General features: G+C 61.8%; 17 protein-coding genes and 1 pseudogene. 9 read left to right on the forward strand and 9 right to left on the reverse strand.

Annotated features, from left to right (window positions below; translation table 11 throughout):
• Positions 1–17 precede the first annotated feature (17 nt).
• Positions 18–1,757 carry a D-lactate dehydrogenase gene (gene dld / locus NCR40_RS27160; protein ID WP_250511272.1) on the forward strand — a complete coding sequence of 580 codons (1,740 nt, stop codon included), beginning with the start codon at positions 18–20 and terminating at the stop codon, positions 1,755–1,757.
• Between the two features lie 231 nt (positions 1,758–1,988).
• On the opposite strand, the gene NCR40_RS27165 is transcribed toward dld, so the two are convergent.
• Together NCR40_RS27165 and NCR40_RS27170 are read right to left on the reverse strand one after the other, a co-directional pair.
• On the reverse strand, positions 1,989–3,818 hold the full coding sequence (locus NCR40_RS27165; protein ID WP_250511273.1) for an ABC transporter transmembrane domain-containing protein: 1,830 nt from the start codon (positions 3,816–3,818) through the stop codon (positions 1,989–1,991).
• Between the two features lie 61 nt (positions 3,819–3,879).
• Positions 3,880–4,327, reverse strand: a pseudogene (locus tag NCR40_RS27170) (SRPBCC family protein).
• 172 nt (positions 4,328–4,499) lie between these two features.
• Between NCR40_RS27170 and NCR40_RS27175 the strand changes: the two are divergent.
• Positions 4,500–5,126 carry a dihydrofolate reductase family protein gene (locus NCR40_RS27175; protein WP_250469548.1) on the forward strand — a complete coding sequence of 209 codons (627 nt, stop codon included), beginning with the start codon at positions 4,500–4,502 and terminating at the stop codon, positions 5,124–5,126.
• 11 nt (positions 5,127–5,137) lie between these two features.
• Here NCR40_RS27175 and NCR40_RS27180 read toward each other — a convergent pair whose 3' ends face one another.
• On the reverse strand, positions 5,138–6,430 hold the full coding sequence (locus tag NCR40_RS27180; protein ID WP_250511274.1) for a sugar efflux transporter: 1,293 nt from the start codon (positions 6,428–6,430) through the stop codon (positions 5,138–5,140).
• A 275-nt stretch (positions 6,431–6,705) separates the two neighbouring features.
• On the opposite strand from NCR40_RS27180, the gene NCR40_RS27185 reads away from it, so the two are divergent.
• Positions 6,706–8,211 carry an esterase-like activity of phytase family protein gene (locus NCR40_RS27185; RefSeq protein WP_250511275.1) on the forward strand — a complete coding sequence of 502 codons (1,506 nt, stop codon included), beginning with the start codon at positions 6,706–6,708 and terminating at the stop codon, positions 8,209–8,211.
• Positions 8,212–8,373: 162 nt separating this feature from the next.
• Here NCR40_RS27185 and NCR40_RS27190 read toward each other — a convergent pair whose 3' ends face one another.
• A complete protein-coding gene (locus tag NCR40_RS27190; protein WP_250511276.1) occupies positions 8,374–8,997 on the reverse strand; it encodes an FMN-dependent NADH-azoreductase in 624 nt (207 codons plus the stop codon).
• Positions 8,998–9,321: 324 nt separating this feature from the next.
• Between NCR40_RS27190 and NCR40_RS27195 the strand changes: the two genes are divergently transcribed.
• The 3 genes from NCR40_RS27195 (at position 9,322) to NCR40_RS27205 (ending at position 12,048) form a co-directional block, all read left to right on the forward strand.
• Positions 9,322–10,116 carry an ABC transporter substrate-binding protein gene (locus NCR40_RS27195; RefSeq protein ID WP_244831452.1) on the forward strand — a complete coding sequence of 265 codons (795 nt, stop codon included), beginning with the start codon at positions 9,322–9,324 and terminating at the stop codon, positions 10,114–10,116.
• Positions 10,117–10,331: 215 nt separating this feature from the next.
• On the forward strand, positions 10,332–11,789 hold the full coding sequence (locus NCR40_RS27200; protein ID WP_244831453.1) for an amino acid permease: 1,458 nt from the start codon (positions 10,332–10,334) through the stop codon (positions 11,787–11,789).
• A gap of 121 nt (positions 11,790–11,910) precedes the next feature.
• Positions 11,911–12,048 carry a hypothetical protein gene (locus tag NCR40_RS27205; protein WP_250469552.1) on the forward strand — a complete coding sequence of 46 codons (138 nt, stop codon included), beginning with the start codon at positions 11,911–11,913 and terminating at the stop codon, positions 12,046–12,048.
• A 27-nt stretch (positions 12,049–12,075) separates the two neighbouring features.
• On the opposite strand, the gene NCR40_RS27210 is transcribed toward NCR40_RS27205, so the two are convergent.
• The 3 genes from NCR40_RS27210 to NCR40_RS27220 all read right to left on the reverse strand — a co-directional run bounded on the left by NCR40_RS27210 (position 12,076) and on the right by NCR40_RS27220 (position 15,386).
• On the reverse strand, positions 12,076–13,206 hold the full coding sequence (locus NCR40_RS27210) for a branched-chain amino acid ABC transporter substrate-binding protein (RefSeq protein WP_250469689.1): 1,131 nt from the start codon (positions 13,204–13,206) through the stop codon (positions 12,076–12,078).
• Positions 13,207–13,347: 141 nt separating this feature from the next.
• The gene (locus NCR40_RS27215; protein ID WP_250511277.1) at positions 13,348–14,697 is read right to left on the reverse strand and encodes an amidase; all 1,350 of its coding nucleotides are present in this window, start codon (positions 14,695–14,697) and stop codon (positions 13,348–13,350) included.
• Between the two features lie 5 nt (positions 14,698–14,702).
• Positions 14,703–15,386 (reverse strand): DUF2848 domain-containing protein, encoded by a 684-nt coding sequence (locus tag NCR40_RS27220; RefSeq protein WP_250469554.1) that lies wholly within the window; start codon positions 15,384–15,386, stop codon positions 14,703–14,705.
• Between the two features lie 161 nt (positions 15,387–15,547).
• Between NCR40_RS27220 and NCR40_RS27225 the strand changes: the two genes are divergently transcribed.
• Together NCR40_RS27225 and NCR40_RS27230 are read left to right on the forward strand one after the other, a co-directional pair.
• Positions 15,548–16,510 (forward strand): LysR family transcriptional regulator, encoded by a 963-nt coding sequence (locus NCR40_RS27225; protein WP_244831457.1) that lies wholly within the window; start codon positions 15,548–15,550, stop codon positions 16,508–16,510.
• A 14-nt stretch (positions 16,511–16,524) separates the two neighbouring features.
• Entirely contained in the window at positions 16,525–17,058 is a 534-nt protein-coding gene (locus NCR40_RS27230; RefSeq protein ID WP_250511278.1) for an ureidoglycolate lyase, read from the forward strand.
• Between the two features lie 12 nt (positions 17,059–17,070).
• Here NCR40_RS27230 and NCR40_RS27235 read toward each other — a convergent pair whose 3' ends face one another.
• Both NCR40_RS27235 and argG read right to left on the reverse strand, forming a co-directional pair.
• Positions 17,071–17,505: a response regulator gene (locus NCR40_RS27235; RefSeq protein WP_250511279.1), complete on the reverse strand. Its 435-nt coding sequence runs from the start codon at positions 17,503–17,505 to the stop codon at positions 17,071–17,073.
• Positions 17,506–17,933: 428 nt separating this feature from the next.
• A complete protein-coding gene (gene argG / locus NCR40_RS27240) occupies positions 17,934–19,283 on the reverse strand; it encodes an argininosuccinate synthase (protein ID WP_250511280.1) in 1,350 nt (449 codons plus the stop codon).
• Positions 19,284–19,525: 242 nt separating this feature from the next.
• Here argG and NCR40_RS27245 point away from each other — a divergent pair, with 242 nt between their 5' ends.
• Positions 19,526–20,470, forward strand: coding sequence for an oxidoreductase (locus tag NCR40_RS27245; RefSeq protein ID WP_250511281.1), 945 nt, complete (start codon positions 19,526–19,528; stop codon positions 20,468–20,470).
• The last annotated feature ends 2 nt before the right edge of the window (positions 20,471–20,472 follow it).

The following is a 20,472-nucleotide window of genomic DNA, read 5'->3' on the forward strand; positions in this document are numbered from 1 at the left end:
GGCCAAAGTCCTCAACCATGCATGAACTCATTCAGTCGCTTGGCGACATCGTCGGCAGCCAGTTCGTCTTCACGGGCGCCACTGAAACGCGCCGCTTCCGGCAGGGTTATCGCTATGGCAGCGGCCAGGTGTTGGCGGCCATTCAGCCCGGCACGCTGGTCGAAATGTGGCGGGCGCTTCAGGCCTGTCATCGTGCAGGGACTATCGTCATCTGTCAGGCGGCGAACACCGGGTTGACGGGCGGATCGACGCCTGCGGACGGCGGCTACGACCGCCCGGTCGTCGTGCTCAACACCATGCGATTGCGGCGGCTGGACGTGATTCGAAACGGCGAGCAGGTCATCTGCCAGCCGGGCGTGACGCTCGATCAGCTTGAAAAGCGACTGCAGCCGCTCGGCCGCGAACCGCATTCAGTGATCGGCTCAAGCTGCATCGGCGCTTCGGTAACGGGCGGCATCTGCAACAATTCGGGCGGCTCGCTGATTCGCCGAGGACCCGCATTCACCCAATTGTCGATCCACGCGCGCGTCACGGCGGACGGCGAACTGAAGCTCGTCAATCATCTGGGAATCGATCTGGGCGACTCCGCCGAAGTCATACTCGGCCATCTGGACGCGGGCGAATTGCCGGACGATATTCCGGCAGCCGCAGGGCTGCTCGCTTCGGATAACGGGTACAGCACCCATGTGCGCGACATCGATGCGTCCACGCCCGCGCGCTTCAATGCCGACCCGCGCCGGCTCTATGAAGCATCGGGCTCGGCCGGACACCTTGCGGTTTTCGCTCTGCGGCTCGACACCTTTGCGGCGGACGAACAAACTCAGGTGTTCTATATCGGCAGCAACGACGCCGCCGAGCTGGAAACCATACGCCGCGACATACTAAGTGGCTTCCGTAGTCTACCGATCGCCGGTGAGTACATGCACCGCGGAGCGTTCGATATCGCCCGTCGTTACGGCAAGGACATGTACATGTACATTCGTGCGTTCGGCACGGATAAGGTGCCGCATGCATTCGCGGCGAAGAGCAGGTTCGACGGGTTCACCGAGAAAGCGCGTCTTGGTAACGGCATCAGCGATCGGCTGTTGCAGGCGGCGAGCCGGCTTTTGCCCGAGCATCTGCCGCGCCGGCTCATCGAGTATCGCGACCGGTTCGAGCATCATCTGTTGCTGAAGATGGGCAACGACGGTGTGCACGAAGCGCGAACCTACCTCGAATCGCGTTTTCCGTCGCAACAGGGTGGCTATTTCGAATGCACGCCCGAGGAAGGCAAGGCGGCTTTCCTCAACCGCTTCGCGATTGGAGGCGCCATGGTGCGCTATCGGGCAGTCCATTCGCGAACCGTGGAGGACATCGTCGCGCTCGACGTTGCACTTCCACGGAACACGACCGACTGGTTCGAACGGTTGCCAGCGCATATTTCGAAAGACATCGAATTCACGATGTATTGCGGCCACTTCTTCTGCCACGTTCTGCACCAGGAATACCTGGTGAAGAAAGGTGTCGATTGCGACCGGATCAAGGACGACATCCTCGCTCTGCTCGCCGCGCGGGGTGCCGAGTATCCCGCCGAACACAACGTCGGTCACCTGTACGAAGCGAAAGCGTCTCTTGCACGGTTCTACGAAGAACTGGACCCGACCAATGCTTTCAATCCAGGCATCGGCAAGACCTCGCGGCTCTTCAATTGGGGACGATCATCGGCCTACGAGTGCGCATGCGAGTCGGATCACGAGGTGCTACAAAGAGAGCAGTAAGCGTCATTGCACCCGGCGTGTTCGGCATGATCTTTTCGATGTCGTCGCTCGGCCAAACGACGACTGCTTGTTTGTCGGCCGTCGGGACGCTTCGTTGGCCACGATGCTTTGGCCGATGGAGCGACCGGGTTGCCACATCGACCGGCCGATGCCGTCATGCGCCAAGATGCAGCGCTGTAGCGGGAGTCTTCTCAACGCGTGTGCTTAGCAAGCGACGGCTGCCATGCGAGCTCAAGCCGAAGCCTCATGCCCACGAGCAAGCCCGGCAACCCCCATCTGATCCCCGAACTGCAACGCAGCCAACTGCGCATAAAGCGGCGAACTCAAGAGCAGCTCCGCATGACGACCCTGCGCGACAATACACCCCTGTTCCAGCACGACGATGCGATCGGCCTGCTGAACCGTCGCAAGCCGATGCGCAATGACGAGCGTCGTGCGGTTGTGCGCCGCGTTGTCCAGCGCCTTTTGCACGAGCCGTTCGCTGGCGGCATCGAGGGCACTGGTGGCTTCATCGAGCAGCAGGATGGGCGGGTTCTTCAGAATCGCGCGGGCAATCGCAATACGCTGGCGCTGACCGCCTGACAATCGCACGCCGCGTTCGCCGAGAAACGTGTCGTAGCCTTCCGGCAGTTCCTCGATAAACCCGGCCGCGGCGGCCATGTCGGCGGCGCGCTGCACTTGCGCGAGCGTGGCGTCCGACGAGCCGTAGCGGATGTTGTCGATCACGCTGCCAGAAAAGATCACCGATTCCTGCAGCACCACGCCAATCTCCTTGCGCAATTCGACGAGCGGCACATCGCGCGTCGGCACGCCGTTGATCAGAATGCGGCCTGACTGAGGATCGTAGAAACGCAGCAGCAGTTGAAACAGCGTGGATTTTCCCGCGCCAGATGGCCCGACCAACGCGACATGCTCGCCCGGACGAACCTGCAGCGAAAGCCCTGAAAGCGCGGCAATACCCGGCCGCGACGGATACGAGAACCCGATATTCTCGAAGCGGATGCCCTCGCCTCGCGCGGGCAGCGTGACCGTGCTCTCGGCCTCCACGACCGGCGAGCGTGCGGCGAGCAATTGCAGCAAGCGTTCGGTGGCGCCCGCGGCGCGTTGCAGATCGCCCCATACCTCGGCGACCGCGCCCACGGCGCCCGCCGTGAACACTGCGTAGAGAATGAACTGGGACAACTGGCCCGCCGTCATGCGACCGGCGAGCACTGCCTGCGCGCCTAGCCACAGCACGAAGACGATTGCGCTGAACACCAGCACGATCACCACGGCCGTCAACCAGGCGCGAGCGCGAATGCGCGTGAGCGCGGTCTCGAAAGCGGCTTCCACCGCGCCGGCATATCGTTTCGTCTCGAAAGGCTCTTGCGTGTACGACTGCACGGTCGGCATCGCGTTGAGCACCTCGCCTGCCAGCGCGCTCGTGTTCGCGATCTTGTCCTGGCTCGCGCGCGAGAGTTTCCGCACGCGCCGCCCAAAGATCACGACAGGCGCGACCACGATGACGAGCGTCGCGATGATGTACGCGGATAGCATCGGGCTCGTGACCGCGAGCATCGCCACGCCGCCGGTCAGAAGGAAGAAATTGCGCAGCCCGAGCGACAGGCTCGTACCTACCACCGTTTGAATCAGCGTGGTGTCGGCGGTGAGTCGCGACAGCACTTCGCCAGTCTGTGTGGTTTCGAAGAACTGCGGGCTCATCCGCAGCATGTGGTCGTACACGGCTCGACGCAAATCGGCCGTCACGCGCTCCCCCAGCGAGGAGACGAGATAGAAGCGCAGCGCCGTCGCGGCCGCCAGCACCAGCGAGACGACCAGGAGCGCCAGAAAATATCGATCGATATGCGTCCGGTCGCCCTCGGCGAAGCCACGATCGATGAGGTATTTGAACGCGACCGGCAACACCAGCGTCGCGCCCGCCGATGTCACCAGCGCAAGGAAAGCGAGCGCCCAGCGTCCGGCATACGGACGCAGGAACGGAGACAAGCCGAAGAGCTGTGCGACACCGGAGGAAGAACGCGCAGACGATGAAGACGACGAAGACCTGACAGGGTCGGACATGTAAATTCCCGAGCGGAGCTGATATCCACTCGATTGTGCCAGCCCCGCTAGTTTCGCGAGTTCAGCCGGAGATCTCGGGCTCGACCAAGTGCGCCAGTTGCAGCAGCGACTCTTGCCAGCCGAGATAGCACAACTCCGCCGGAATGACCTCGGGTATGCCTTCTTGCACGATGGTAACTTCGGTCCCGCACGACACCTGCCGCAACGAAACGGTGACGCGCATTTCGCCGGGAAGGTTGGCATCGTCGAAACGGTCCGAGTATCGGATCCTTTCGAACGGTTTCAGTTCGAGGTACTCGCCGCCGAAAGACTGGCTCTGGCCCGTGCGGAAGTTGTGAAACGACATCTTGTGAGTGCCGCCCTCCCGCGCATCCATGTGATGGACCTGACAAATTAATCCGTACGGCGGAAGCCACCTTGCGATGGCATGGGGTTCCAAAAAATGCGCGGTAGATGCGTTCGGGCGGCGCGCGCAAGACGCGGTGAAGATTGACGGTTCCGGTAGCCATGACATTCGCCTCGCTTCGAGAAGTTGGACACACTGCTACGACGATGCATCGTCGCTGAATTCGACAGCTTCGGGATCAGGGATAACCCCTGAACGAGCGCCGTGTCGATTCATCCGCGAATCGTTCGTCGTCTCTATACGGACCGATCGCGTCTGCCTACCAAGAGGACATCATGCGCAAGCTCATCGTTTCCACGTTCATCAGCATGGATGGCGTCATTCAGGCGCCTGGCGGCCCAGAAGAAGATCGCAGCGGCGGGTTTCGCTTCGGCGGCTGGATCGTGCCTTTTGCCGATAAAGCCATCGGCGACAACTTGCAGGATCTGCTCTCGCGGCCGTTCGACTTGCTGCTAGGCCGCTGCACTTACGACATTTTCGCGTCGTACTGGCCACACGTTCCGGCCCATTCGCCCAATCGCGCGATGGCCGACCTGTTCGACAAAGTGCCCAAGCACGTAACGACGCATCGCGCGGAATCGCTCGGCTGGCACAACAGCCAAGCGCTCGAAGGCGATCTAGCCGATGCAACCCGCGCGCTCTTGCATCAGGAGGGCGCCGATCTGTTGACGTTCGGTAGCGGCGACATGGTGCGCCAGTTGCTCGCGGCGGGCCTCGTGGACGAGCTTCGTCTACTGACTTATCCCGTCTTGCTGGGACGCGGCAAGCGTTTGTTCGCCGACGACGCGCTGCCGTCTGCGTTCACGCTAACGCGATCGGTGAGCACGCCAGGCGGCGTGCTGGTCACGCGCTATGTGCGCGATGGCGAGGTCCGCACGGGATCGTTCGACAAAGCGGAATGACACGACAGACGCTAGGCCGCTTGCCGCCGCGCTCTCACCCACGCAATCATCCGCAATGCGATCAGCTTGAACGGTGGATTGGAGAAAAGCACGAGCGCGCCGAGTGTCAGGCATCCGCAAATAAGGAACGTGCCGCGATAACCAAGCGCGGCCACGAGCACGCCGGACAGCACGCCCGAGAGAATGGAACCCACGCGCGACGCATTGAAGAAGAGCGCCGTCGCGGCGCCTGGCGTGCGCGGCATCAGGTCCTGAATATAGGTCATGCCGAGACACGACGTCACCGAGACCACGAACGCATTGAACGCCTGCATCGGAATCAGGAACTGAACGCTTTGCGAAGCGGCGACCGCGATGAAGTACACCACATGCACGGCCGCGCACGAGGCGAGCCAGCGCTGCTTGTTAAGGCGCGAGCCACGCGCGCCGAGTACGAGCATCATCGGGATTTCGAGCAACGCGCCGAGGCCGAGCATGACGGACACGTCGATACGCGAGCCATGCATGCCATGCACGACGTAGAGCGGCAGAACGATCATCGTGGCACTCGCGGCGAGTCCGATAAGCGTGAGCGCAATGGTCGCGCGCCAGATCTCGGCGCGCGTGTGCGGCGCGCCTTCATGCGGCGCGATCACTTCCTCGGTCTCAGGCGTCGTGACTTCGAGCAATGACGATGGATCGCCCGCGTAATGCGCGGGGGCGCTTTGCGGGTCGCCCTTGGGGGAGTCATGCATCCGCCAGACGATGGCCCCGCACGCCGCGAAGCACGCCGCCGCAAACAAAAAGAGTCCGTAAAAGCCCGCGCCTGCCAATACGAGCGCGCCAACGGACGGCCCGAATACCCAGGCCATGGAAAGCACGGTGCGCAGCGTGGCGAGCGCGAACGAGCGCTCCGCTGCGTCATCGACGGGCAATGCCGAGCGCGCGAACGAGAACACCAGCGACATGGCCGAGCCACCGGCCCCGAGAAACGCGATGCCGACCACGACGAGCGAGACGAAGTTGCGCAGGAAGCACATCAGCAAGAAGCCGATTGCCGATGCGATCAGCGCACCAAGCAGCAACTCTCGATGATGCCCATGCTTGTCCGACCACTTGCCTGCCAACGCGCTGGCGACCACGCCGCTTGCCGCGATGACCGTCATGAAGACGCCGAGTTGCAGCGGCGTCATGTCGGCCTGCTCGACGCTGAACAGCGACAAGTACGGCGCGGTGAAAGAGAGCGCGACGCCGAGCATCAAAATGGCGCCGGCTAGCGGCAAGAAAAACGGGATACGTGCAAGACTGATAAAGCGAGTATTCATTTCGTCTCTGATCGAACGGTGTCGCGACAAACAAAGGCCACCGCGAATTATGCGCCGCTCGCGCGACAAGCGTATCCCGAACCCTTCGCGAACATTCGCCTCGCCTGCTCGACAGTCACACGAACGTCATCTTTCGATCGTAATAATGCGCGGCGGGTTTTTATGTCGTTGCAAGCTGCGCGCCGGTCGCCAGCTATCCGCACTCTTTTCGCGCGCGTTACGAGTTTCCATTTACGACGCGCGCCATTCAGATCATTCCATCGAAGGAGACGTTCATGGTTCGAGCCCGTGTCTTTGCCTTGTCGCTTGCCGTATCCGCGATGTCCATCGCCTGCACGTCCGCGTGGGCGAGCGTCGATCTCGTCGCGATCGGCCAGTTGAGCGGCAACATCGGCGACCGTTCGAAAGCGACGGCCGCGCCGCTCGAAAACGGCGCGCCGGGCAACCTTCTCGGCGGCGTCGGCTCGGGACTCGCGTATGCGGGATGCGATACCTTCCTCGCCGTGCCCGACCGCGGCCCGAACGCGATCTCCTATAACAAGGCTATCGACGATACGGCGTCCTACATCAATCGCTTCCAGACCTTCTCGCTGCGTCTCGAAGCCGGCGGCAAGGGCAGCAAGCTGCCGTATTCGCTGAGCCCGAAGCTGCTCGACACGACCTTGCTGCACAGCCATGAGCCGCTCGTCTATGGCGATGGCGCGGCAGCCGGCGTCGGCAATGGCGCGCCTGCGCTGAACGCCACCAATCACACGCACTATTTCACCGGGCGCTCGGACAACTTCACGCCGACGCAGCCGTCCACGTATCCGCGCGATGCGCGTCTGGACCCGGAAAGCATTCGCGTGGCGCGCGATGGCGCGAGCGTCTTCATCTCCGATGAGTACGGTCCGTATATCTATCGTTTCGATCGTCGCACGGGCGAGCGGATCGCCGTGTATCGCGTGCCGGCCTCGTTCGCCGTGACGACGCTATCGTCCATCGGCAACGATGAGATCAGCGAGAACACCTCGGGCCGCGTGGCGAACAAGGGCATGGAAGGTCTCGCCATTTCACCCGATGGCGATACGCTCTTCGGCGTGATGCAAAGCCCGCTGATTCAGGACGGCGGCACGAACGGCCCGTACACGCGAATCCTGCGCATCGACGTGCGTACCGGCAAGACCACGCAGTTTGCATATCCGTTGACCAACATCGGCACGGACGCGAAGCCGAACTATCCCACCATCAGCGACATCGTCGCCGTGAACGAGCATGAATTGCTGCTCGACGAACGCGACGGCAAAGGTCTCGGCGACGATTCGAAGGCCGCGTTCAAACGTGTGTACAACGTCGATTTGAACGGCGCGCAGGACGTGAGCCAGGCAAGCGGCGCGAGCGGCCTCGCGCCCTACGCGTTGAACAAGACGCTCTTCCTCGATGTCGTCGCGGCCTTGACGGCCTATGGCTTCGCGCCGACGGACATTCCCGCCAAGCTCGAAAGCCTCGCGTTCGGGCCGGATATCCGCGTGAAGGGCGCGGTCAGGCACACGCTCTTCATCGCTAACGACAACGACTTTGTGGGAACGGTCACGGATACCAATCACCCGAACGGGATCGACAATCCGAACCGGTTCTTCGTATTTGCCATGGATACGGCGGATCTGCCGGGATATGTGGCGCAGCGCTTGCCCGGAGCGGGTGGCCGCGACGATCGCGCATGCCGGGACGATCACGACGGTCACGATCACGAGCACGACGATCACGATCACGACGGTCATGGCCGCGGTCACGGCGACTGATCGAAGTCGCACGATCTTGTCCACAGTTTCAGTGGACAAGATCGTGGATAACTCGCTCGCGAAAGACGTATCGCGTTGAAGTGAAACGCTTTTTCGCTCGTGTCGCGCAAACGTGCCGTTCGGCTCATTTCTGCCGCGTATTCGAGCGCTGCGTCTTAGCGCTCACAGGCTCAAGGCAAGCTCCCGTGCCTTCTCGCTCGCTTCATTGCGCGATGCATGGTCCTGCTCGGGACCCGCCAGGGTCTTCTCGACAGTGACGACGCGCACATCGGTAATGCCGACCATGCGCGACCACATCTTCAGATAGTCCGACTGGAAATCGTATTCCTCCGGCGGGAAGTCCCCTCCAAGCTGAACACCGCGCGCGGCGATGGTCACGACCGTCTTTCCGCCGAGCAGGCCGTTCAAGCCGTTCTCGTCGAAAGTAAAGAGCACGTCCTTCTGCGAGATGACATCGATCAGATGCTTCAGGCGATACGGAATGCCGAAATTCCACATCGGCACGCTGAAGACGATCACGTCGGCCTTCGTGAACCGTTCGGCGAGCGCGTGCACGGTCCGCCACGCGGACGCCTGCGCGGTATCGAGCTCACGGCCCTGGATGCCCGCGTATTTTGCTTCGAGTATCGGGCCATCGAACGTGGGCAGATCGGTTTCCCATACGTTCAGTTCATCGACGCTTCCATCGGGATGGCGCTCCTTCCATGCATCGGTGAACGCCCGGGCCACTCGCTGCGAAGCGGAACGCCCGGCACGGGGCGAACCAATCACATGAAGAAGATGCATAAGTCCTCGCGAAGGTAAGTTGGAACGAGCCGCGCGGCTGGGCTTGCGCGTCGGGACGCACGGGCAACGATTAAAAGCCAACGGCGCAGCAAAAACGATGCCGTTTCAGACGGGCGTTTTCCGTCCGATCGACCGGATCGGGTAGCGCAAATGCAGAACGTAAGCGTGAAGGCCGTCCTACCGGCAAGCCGCAACCCGACCCGCATTAATACTTTTCCAGATTGTTTTCCTGCTTAAATCGAGTGCTGCCGCGCCGGTTTGTCCATGCGTTTCCTATGCTTAAATCCGGCGAAGCGAACCTCAACCCCTTTAAGAGATCAAGCAATGAGGAATGTAACGTCGATCGCCTCTTTCAAGGCTGCTGTCCTGCTCGCCGCGACGCTCGGTGCCGGCGCCGCATCGGCGGCCGGAACGGTTCACTACGGGCTGGAAGCGCAGTATGCGCCGTTCGAGTTCAAGTCGGCATCGGGCGAACTGCAGGGTCTCGACGTCGATATCGGCAATGCGGTCTGCGCCGAACTCAAGATGAAATGCGAATGGACCGAGAGTTCGTTCGACGGAATCATCCCCGCGTTGCAGGCGCGCAAATTCGACGTCATCAATTCGGCGATGAACGTCACGGAGAAGCGTCGACAGATCATCGACTTCACCAACATCATCTACAAGGTGCCGACGCAACTCGTGGCGAAAGCGGGCATCGGCCTCATGCCGACACCTGAATCGCTCAAAGGCAAGAACATCGGCGTGTTGCAGGGATCCACTCAAGAGACTTACGCAAAGGCGAAGTGGGCCAATAACGGCGTGACCGTCACGACCTATCAGGACCAGAACCAGATCTATACGGACCTCAAGTCCGGCCGGATCGACGGCACGCTGGTGCTTTCCGCCGCCGGGCAATCCGGCTTCCTGTCGAAACCGGATGGCGCGGGCTACGCCTTCGCGGGCGGCCCGGTGAACGACGACGCGATCCTCGGCAGCGGCATTGCGTTCGGTGTGCGCAAGGACGACGGCGCGTTGAAGGAGCGCCTGAACAAGGCTATCGCCAAACTGCAGGCGAACGGCACGGTCAAGACGCTGGCAAGGAAATATCTCGGCGATATCGACGTCTCTCCGAAGTAATCCATCGCTCGTGGCAATCCGCGAACGCCGGGCCTTGCGTGCGGCGGGCGCGGGAAATCCATTGGTCGACTTTATTATTTTCGGTCTACACTGAAATCATCGCCTATCCACCGATTAACCCATCAACTCCTCAGCAGGCGCGTTTGTAGTCCTCCGCGAGCCGAAGCATGCCGAGTCGGTCCGTGCCCAACATCATTTGAACGGGACGACTCATCATGGCCGATACGAGTTACATGGCGCGCAAATCCGTCGCCGATATCGTGGGAAGCGCGGACGCGGAAGGCAGTCACCTATCGAAAACCCTTGGCGCCACGAGCATTACGGCAATGGGTATCGGCGCGATCATAGGCGCTGGCATCTTCGTGCTGACGGGCACCGCCGCCGCGCAATTCGCAGGGCCGAGCATCATGCTGTCGTTCGTTTTGGGCGGCATTGCGTGCGCGTTCGTGGGTCTGTGCTACTCGGAACTGGCGGCCATGCTGCCTGTATGCGGCAGTAGTTATACCTACACGTATGCCACGCTCGGCGAGATTTTCGCGTGGATCATCGGCTGGGATCTGATCCTCGAATATGCGATGGGTGCGGCGACGGTGGCGGTCGGCTGGTCGGGCTATATCGTGAGCCTCTTGCATAACGTGGGCGTCACGATTCCGCCTGCGCTCGCGGCCGCACCCGGCACCGTCATCAAGCTCGCCGACGGAAGCACCGTGACGGGCGTCATCAATTTGCCGGCGGTGTTCATCATCGGCGTGCTGACCACGCTGCTCGTGCTCGGTACGAAGGAATCCGCACGGCTCAACAACATCATGGTGGCGGTCAAGCTGGTCGTCGTGGTGGCCTTCATCGCGCTCGGCATCTTCTTCGTGAAGCCGGCGAACTGGCATCCGTTCATTCCGCCGAACACGGGCGAATTCGGCAACTTCGGCATGAGCGGCATCTTGCGCGGCTCCGCCGTGGTGTTCTTCGCGTTCATCGGTTTCGATGCCGTCTCCACTGCCGCGCAAGAAGCGAAGAAACCGCAGCGCGACATGCCTATCGGCATTCTCGGATCGCTCGTCATCTGCACGGTGCTTTACATCCTCGTTGCGGGCGTGCTCACCGGGCTCGTGCCTTACGGCGAACTCAACGTGCCCGATCCCATCGCGAAGGGCGTGGATGCCATCGGCATGAACTGGTTCTCCATTCTCATCAAGATCGGCGCGCTGACGGGTTTGACCACGGTGATTCTCGTGCTGCTCTACGGACAAAGCCGCATCTTCTTCACGATGTCGACCGACGGCCTGCTTCCGGGGCTTTTTGCGCGGGTGCATCCGCGGCTCAAGACGCCGCATTTGAGCCAGATTCTCATTGGTTCGATCGTGGCGATCGTCGCGGCGCTCACGCCCATCAGCGTGCTTGGCGAGATGGTCAGTATCGGCACCTTGTTCGCGTTCATTCTCGTGTGCGGCGCGGTGATCTATCTGCGGCGCAGCGATTCCGGCGCCAATCGCCCGTTCAGGGTTCCGGGCGTGCCCATCGTCCCGATTCTGGGCATCCTCTTTTGCCTCCTGCTAATGTCCGGCTTGCCGCTCGTCACGTGGGTTCGGCTCGTGGTTTGGCTCGTCATCGGCATGGTGATCTATGTGTCGTATGGCCGGAAACATTCGAAACTGCGTTTCCCGGAACGGCAATGAACGCTTGAGGGCGCGTCGCGCGGTATCTCAATATTTCTCACATGCACGTGAAATATGCTCGTTTTGCGACGACACCGGGCCGGCTTAGACTGGGATGTCAATCATCCCAGGAGCATTTCTCATGAGCGTGTCTTTATATGAGTTGTCCTCGGTCGCGGTCATACTCGGTGTCGTCGGCTTGATGCTGGTCAGGGCGTTCGCGGCTTCGCATACGGATAGCGTCGATGTTTTCAGGAAGACGGACGCGGAGAAACGTTAGTTTTCCAAGGCCGCGTGATGCAGACGGTCAGTTGTGAATGACGTCCGCGACGATCTTCTTGGCGTCCTTGAACTGATACACGGTGATCGCCGCAGTGGTCAGATCGCCACGCGGATCGAAGGCGATATTGCCCGTCACGCCGTCATAGCGAGTTGCGGGCATCGCGGCCAGAATCTTCGCGCGGTCGGTGGAGTTCGCGCGTTTCATTGCATCGACAATCACATATACCGAGTCATACGCGAACGGCGCATACGCGTTGATCGGCGTCTTGAAGCGTTCCACATAGCGCTTTTCGAATTCCGCGCCACGCGGCATGCGTGCAAGCGGCAAGCCCGCTTCGGAGCAAACCAGATTGACGATGGCATCGCCCGCAAGCGAACTCATCTTGTCCGTGCATGCGCCATCGCCTGCCAATACGCGCGCGTTGATGCCCAGATTGGCCGCCTGCTTGACGAGCGGACCAGCCGTTGCATCCGACCCGCCGTACATGATGACGTCCGGCTTCAGACCTTTAACCTTGGTCAGGATCGCGCGAAAATCGGTGGCTTTGTCGCTGGTCGCTTCGTGCGTCACGATAGCGCCGCCGCCCGATGACACCGCCTTCGAGAATTGTTCGGCAAGCCCTTGCCCGTAAGCGGTCGAGTCGTCGATCACGGCCACGCGCCGTGCTTTCAGCGTGTTGGTGGCAAAGCGTGCGAGCGCTGGACCTTGCATGGCATCCGTCGCCACGAGACGAAACGCCGTCTTGTAGCCCTGCTGCGTATAAGCTGGATTGGTGGATGCGGGCGTGACCTGCACGACGCCCGCTTCGCTATAGATACGCGATGCCGGAATCGACACGCCCGAGTTGATGTCGCCGACTACCGCGACCACGCCATCATCGACCAGCTTCTGCGCGATCTGCGTCCCGGTGCGCGGGTCGGCCGCGTCGTCTTGCGAATCGAGTTGCAGCGTTACGTTCTTGCCGCCGATGACGAGATGCCGCGCGTTGATTTCATCGACAGCCAAGCGCGCCGCATTCTCGCTGTCCTTGCCGATGTTGGCGAGCTGGCCGGTCAACGGCGCGGCATGACCGATCAGCACGACCGCATCGGCGGCATGCGCGGCAAGCGGAGCGAACGATGCACAGACAGCAAGCGTCGCGGACAACGGATACATAGCGCGTGGTTTCATGGTTGGACCTCTTTGATCGTGGATATCGGGTTGGCAACAAGGGGTTAGCAACAAGGTGAACGCAGTATTCGGTGGCCGATATACGTTGTCCAACGAGTAATTCCTGTCGCCCGCGATAAGAATTCGTTAAGCGTTCGAGCGCATTTGCCTGAAGCGCGCCTCGACGCCGCGACCGATTGCGAGAATGGCGGCATCGGCGAATGCGGGACCGACAATCGACATTCCCACCGGCAATTCGCCCTCGCGATGACACGGCAATGTGAGCGCGCAGCCATCGAGCAAATTGACGATGCCTGGATTGCGCAGCGTCTTCGCATTGACCGCGAAGAAGTGTTCGTCGTCATGTTCGAGCGCTTCCAGAAACGGTGCAACGATGGCGACGGTCGGCATGAGCCATGCATCGAAGGGCGCGAGCCGTCGTCGTGCGCCGCGAATGAAACGCTCGCGCGCGGCCATCAGATCGATGTAATCCGCCGCCAGAAAACGCTCTCCCCGACGCAGGCGCGCGAGCACGCGCGGGTCGTACCGATGCCCTTCCCGAGCCACGAGATGCCGATGCCACGCCCACGCCTGCGATGCCGTGATGCCCGGTTGAGGCGCATGTTCGAGCACGTCGCGCAGCTCCGGAAAGTCGATTGACTCGATAGTCGCGCCCGCCGTCCGCAATGCATCGAGGGCGCGTTCGAACGCCGCGCGCACGGCATCCTCTGCGTCATCGACGACATCGGCATAGGTCACGCACAAGCGCAGCGTATCGAGCGGGCGCGCCGTGGTATCGGGCGTCTCGGCGGACAGAATGGCGTCGGCCGCCGCGCAGCAATCGACGCTGTTCGCAATCGCGCCGACCGAATCGAACGCGCTTGCGAGCGGCAATACGCCGTCGAGCGGCACGCGACGCGCGGTCGGCTTGAACGCCGTGAGGCCGCAGAATGCCGCCGGAATGCGCAAGGAGCCGCCCGTATCCGTGCCGAGCGCCCACGCCACGTGTGAGCGTGCAACGGAGACCGCCGCGCCCGAACTCGATCCGCCCGCTACCCGACGCGCATCATGCGGATTGCGCGGCGTGCCGTGATGCGGATTCAGCCCGAGCCCCGAATACGCGAACTCGCTCATGTTGGTCCGGCCGACGAAGACCGCGCCCGCATCGCGCAGACGCGAGACCGCGACGCTATCGCGCGTGGCCGGTTCAGCGCCTTGCAGCACGCGCGAGCCGGCGGCGGTGACTTCGCCCTTCACATCGAACAGGTCCTTGATGGAGACGGGAACGCCCGCGAGCGACGACGGTACGTAGTCGCGCAGACGCAAGGCATCGCTCGTCATGGCGGCCGCGTGCGACGACTCGCGATCCACGCTCACATAGGTGCTCGGGTCTACGTGGGTATCGCGCTGGATCGCTTCGAACGAGGCGTCGACGAGACTCGACGCCGTGGCTTGCCCCGTTGCGAGCGCGTGCTGAATGGTGCTGATGGTCGGCATGGCCGTCACTCCACGTGCGCGAGCGCATTCACGCCATAACGATGAACCAGCGTGCGCCGCAAGACCGGATCGTGCAGTTCGATCTCGAAGCTCCACGCGGGCAGCAGTGCGCCGAGCAGTGCTTGCGTGCCGCAATAAAGCACCGTGCCGGAAGGTAACGAACGCGTATGCCCGAGCCCGGTCAACAGAATGGCCGGCGGCAGCAATCGTGCAAGCGAGCCTTCCTGATAGAGCACGCGCTCGCCATGCGGATCGATACGCCAGCTTCGCGCAATCAGCTGGTCCCAATGGGCAGCGACATCGTCGTAGCGCCAGAGCGTCGCGCCGAGCGGCTTTGCGCACATCTGCTTGGAAACGGCCACGTCGTAGCTTTCGGCCTTGCGGTCCGTGTGGTCCGAGCCGACGCCGACCAGCAGACCATGGCTCGCGTCCGACACGAGCACGGCCTCCACCTCGCCCGAAGAATTGCCGCCGACGACATCGATCCGTTCGTCCACGGTCAGCAGCGACGCCGCGACTTCGTAGAAGCATGGCGTCGTGGCCGGGCGCTTTACGCCCAGCGCGGCAAGTTCGGCGATATGGTGCTCGACTTCCGCGCTGTCGCGCCCCGCCCAGCCGGCGATGATGAGCCGTGCGGGACTGAACGCGAATCGCGGTCCATCTTCGATGACGAATGAAATGGCTGACATGTGAGCTTCGAGATAAGGATGACGACGCCCACAGTGTTCGCGTCGAGCGCGTGCCTGTCCAACAAATAAAACTTGAGGCAAGTGCGGAGAATTTCTTGTCGTTCGACGCTTATTGCGGCGCTACACTGGGCCGTCCGATACGACTCGCCCTGGCATCCACCATGAACGTCCGCTTTCTCGAGACCTTCGTCTGGCTCGCGCGCTTGCGTAGCTTCCGGCTGACCGCCGAGCGCATGCACGCCACGCAAGCCGCGATTTCGAGCCGCATTTCAGCGCTTGAACTCGAACTCGGCGTGAAGCTCTTCGAGCGCGGTCCGCGTGAGGTCACGCTGACTCAGGACGGCACCAAGGCGCTCGCCTTCGCCGAACAGATCGTGCAGATCAACCGCGCGATGGTCGAGAGCGTGGGCGACCGGCGCAACATCGCGGGCATGTTGCGGCTCGGCGCAATCGAATCGGTCGTGCATACATGGCTGCCCGAATTGCTCAAGCGGGTGCGCGAAGAGTACCCGCGCCTCACGCTCGAATTGACGAGCGACACATCCGCGAATTTGTCGGCTCAGGTTGCGCACGGTCATTTGGATGCCGCGTTGCTAAGCACGCCGATCAACGGTGCCGATGTCGGCAACGCATTGCTTGGCAGCTTGCCCATGTGCTGGGTCGCAAGCCCGGCGCTGGGCTTGTCCGACGAGACGCTCTCGGAGAGCGAGCTTGCCGCGTTTCAGATCGTGAGCTTCGCGCGGCACTCGCAGCCGCACGCCTTTCTCGTCGATCTGTTCGCGGCGGCCGGCGAGAACCAGGTGCAGATCAATTGTCTTTCGTCCGCTGCGGCGATCAGCCGGCTCGTCGTCGATGGCTTTGGCATTGCAGCCGTGCCTGCCGCCTTCGTGATGCGCGAAATCGAAAGCGGGCAATTGCAGACGCTGCGTGTCGCGCACCACGTGCCTGGCCTGCCGCTCGTCGTGTCGTATCGGCGCAGCGCGGACAGCCTGTTGCCCGAGTCCATCGCCCGGCTTGCACGCGCGATCATGCTCGATTACAGCCTGAAGCACGGACCGCGCTTCGCGCTCGTGCCGGAAACCGCTGACGATATTGCCGCCGGCTTTGCCCGTACCTCGCCCTGAACACTTAGAGACTTATGCCGAACGTCCTTGATATCGAACCGCTCGATCCACTCGCCTGCGCGCCCTACGGCGTGATGCTCGGCACGCCCGCGCTCTCCGACGATCCCGCCACCTACCTGAGCCCCGCGTCCGACTACTGGCGCACGCATCTCTTCGCGCCCGGTGACGATCAGCCCGCGGAGATTCTCTGGGTGATTTATCGCAAGCAGCCTGCGACGGTGGCGCGACTCGAAGCGCATCTTCTGACGCAGCAGGCTATCGTGCCGCTGACCGGGCCGATTGTTCAGATCGTTGCTGCATCGAATGCCGAAGGGTTGCCCGATCCGGCAACGCTGCGCGCGTTCGAGATTGCGCCGGGCACCGGACTGTGCATGCATCCGCGCACGTGGCACGCGACGAGAGTGGAACAGCCGGAAGTGACGTGCCTCATGTTGACGCGCCCGTCCACCACGCGCGATTTAACGGCCCATCTGATTCAGGGCAAAAGTCTGGTTGAATCGAGCATTGCGCATATACCGCTGTACGAACTGTCTGATCGCGCCGATTAGCAGTCGCTGCACTCACTCTTCGACGATGTCTTCAAGAAGCGCAACAAGGTTGAGCTCACTGTCTCCGCGTCTGAAGTAGCCGTCGAATGCATCGAGCGATCCGCGCAGGCGTAATTCCGCTTCGTCGTAACCGGTCATTGCGATGATGCCCAGATCGCTAGTCGCGCCGATACTCCGAATCACGGACGCAACCGCGAATCCGTCGAATTCGGGCATATTGATATCGAGCAAAATGACGTGCGGCAACCAGTCTTGCAATATCTCGATTGCCTCCACGCCGCTGAAAGCGGTTCTTACGTGGAAACCGTCGGCGTCGAGAAGCGCACTTGTGGCGCACGCGCCGTGTTGATTGTCATCGACAACCAATACTCGCGCCTTTTGCGCACTGGTATGCACCTTCCTGGTCGAGAGCCGCCCGGCGATGGCGTTTTCCTGCGATCGGATCATGCATGCGCTCCGGCGTGAGAGTCTCTCCGATAATGACGAACGCCTCGCTCATTGTCTATTTGTTTGCGATTATGGATTTAAGCGGAATGATTCGGAAGTTTCATTTCGCGGGTAACTCTTCCCGTTATTCGAAGCCCACTTTCCGATTGCGCGCGCCGGAACCGAAAATCACGCGAATAGTGCATGTTTTGATTTATCTAAAGACTTGGCGAGAAAGCACGTCTTCATAAGAAAACCGCATGGCACGCTGACCCGTAAAATCGATTTTTTCGAAACGGGATTTTACGGCTGGAGGTTTTTACTGGCGCTCGAATGCATGCGGATGCTTTAATTCGCGCGGCTGATCGCAGATACGCGCGGTGTCGAACACCAAACCAAAAAAAAAGCGGGAGCCAGATTCTTACCTGGCTCCCGCGCGTTCTTACGCGTTACTCCTTGGAACCCGCCTTCGATGGCTCATCCAGTTGCGGAAGAGCCGAGGTATCGCCCGGCGTCAGAAGGCCGACTTGCGCATACACGCGAAGCTTCTCGCGCGTGTCGTCGATATCCAGGTTACGCATGGTCAACTGGCCGATCCGGTCGCGCGGCGAGAACGTCGACTGCACCTTTTCCATGGACAGGCGTTCCGGTTGATACGTCAGATTCGGCGACTTCGTGCTCATGATCGAGTAGTCGTTGCCACGGCGAAGCTCGATGGTCACTTCGCCCGTCACGGCGCGCGCCACCCAGCGCTGCGCGGCTTCACGCAGCATGATGGCCTGCGAATCGAACCAGCGGCCTTGATAAAGCAGGCGTCCGAGCCGGCGGCCGCTTTCGCGATACTGCTCGATCGTGTCTTCGTTATGGATACCCGTCACGAGCCGCTCATACGCGATCTGCAACAGCGCAAGTCCGGGCGCCTCGTAAATGCCACGGCTCTTAGCCTCGATGATGCGGTTTTCGATCTGATCGCTCATGCCGAGCCCGTGACGCCCGCCGATTCGGTTTGCCTCCAGCAGCAGCGCGACTTGATCGCCGAATTCGACGCCGTTAAGCGCGGTGGGCACGCCTTCGTGGAAACGCACGGTAACGGTCTCGCGCGCGATCTGCACGTCGTCACGCCAGAACGCCACGCCCATGATCGGCTTGACGATCTGCATGCCGCTTTCGAGGCTTTCCAGATCCTTGGCTTCGTGCGTTGCGCCGAGCAGGTTCGAATCGGTCGAATAAGCCTTTTCCGCCGACATCTTGTAGTCGAACCCTGCCTTGCGCATGAATTCGGACATCTCCGCGCGGCCGCCCAGTTCGTCGATGAAGGTCTGGTCGAGCCACGGCTTGTAGATCTTGAGATCCGGGTTCACCAGCAGCCCATAACGATAAAAGCGCTCGATGTCGTTGCCTTTATACGTGCTGCCGTCGCCCCAGATATTCACGCCGTCCTGCTTCATCGCGGCGACGAGCATGGTGCCCGTCACGGCGCGGCCGAGCGGCGTCGTATTGAAGTAGGTCACGCCCGCGGTGGAAATATGGAACGCACCGGATTGCAGCGCCGCGATGCCCTCGGCGACGAGCTGCGCGCGGCAGTCGATCAGGCGGGCGTTTTCCGCGCCGTATTGCATGGCGCGGCGCGGGATTTCCTCGTAGTCGTCCTCGTCGGGCTGGCCCAGATTGGCCGTGTATGCAAACGGAACTGCGCCTTTGAGACGCATCCAGTGCAACGCGGCGCTGGTATCCAAACCGCCGGAAAATGCAATTCCGACGCGTTGCTGAACGGGGAGGCTTTCGAGAATCGTGGTCATTTGAAGGTTACCTGGATTACCTGGACAAGCGCCGACATATTACCTGACGCGGGGGCCCACGCCCGCAGCGGGGCCCGATCTGGACAGCGAAAAAGCGAAGTAGCGATTGTCGGCGATTCGCCCGCCGTTGTCGAATCGCCGAAAATTGGCGTCCGATGCGGCGATCGCTCGGGCCTCTTTGCCGCGCGCCGTGCACCGCACATGGCATAGTGACCTCTGTTCGCACTGAAACCCGCACGCACATGAGCAAACCCTGGAGTATCGATGACATCGCGTCGCAGACGGGCCGCCGGGTCATCGTCACCGGCGCGAATAGCGGCATCGGCTATCACACCGCCGCCGTGCTGGCCCGGCACGGCGCCGAAGTGGTACTCGCATGCCGCAATCCGCAGCGCGGCGCACAAGCGCTCGCGCGGCTGCAACGGGAAGTGCCCGACGCGCGCGTGCAACTCGAACGACTCGAACTCGCGGATCTTTCCTCGGTGCGCGCTTTCGCCGACCGTCAGCTCGCTTTACGCAAGCCGCTCGACATCCTCGTCAACAATGCGGGCGTCATGGCGCCGCCGCGCCGCGCCGAAACCGCCGATGGCTTCGAGCTTCAGTTCGGCACCAACGTGCTCGGGCACTTCGCGCTGACCGGCCTGCTCCTGCCCGCAATCGAAATGGCGGCGGAAAGCGCGTCCGAGCGCCCGCGCATCGTCACGATTGCATCCATCGCGCACAAGACGGGACGGCTCGATTTCGACGATCTCCAGGCAACGCGTCACTATTCGCCGATGTCGTCGTACCGCCAGTCCAAGCTCGCCAACCTCATGTTCGCGTTCGAACTCGACCGTCATTTGCGTGCGGCGGGATCGCGCGTGATGTCGGTGGCCGCGCATCCGGGCGTAGCCAACACGAACCTGTTTCGCGACGATCGGTCGGCTGTGAGCCGGGCGGCGCGCACCGTGTTGAGCGGGTTTATCGGCGCGTTATTGAACAGCGATCTGAGCGGCGCGCTGCCAACGCTGTATGCAGCGACCGCGCCCGATGTCGTCGATGGCGGTTACTACGGCCCGCTCGGGTTATTCGAAGCACGCGGCGACACCGTGGGACCGGCGAAGGTTGCATCGCAGGCACTCGATAAAGACGCGGCCAAACGCCTGTGGGAAGTATGCGAGGCGTTGACGGCGAAGGCGTTCGAGTGAGG

The sequence above is a fragment of the Caballeronia sp. GACF4 genome (assembly GCF_023631025.1).
Lineage (GTDB): Bacteria > Pseudomonadota > Gammaproteobacteria > Burkholderiales > Burkholderiaceae > Caballeronia.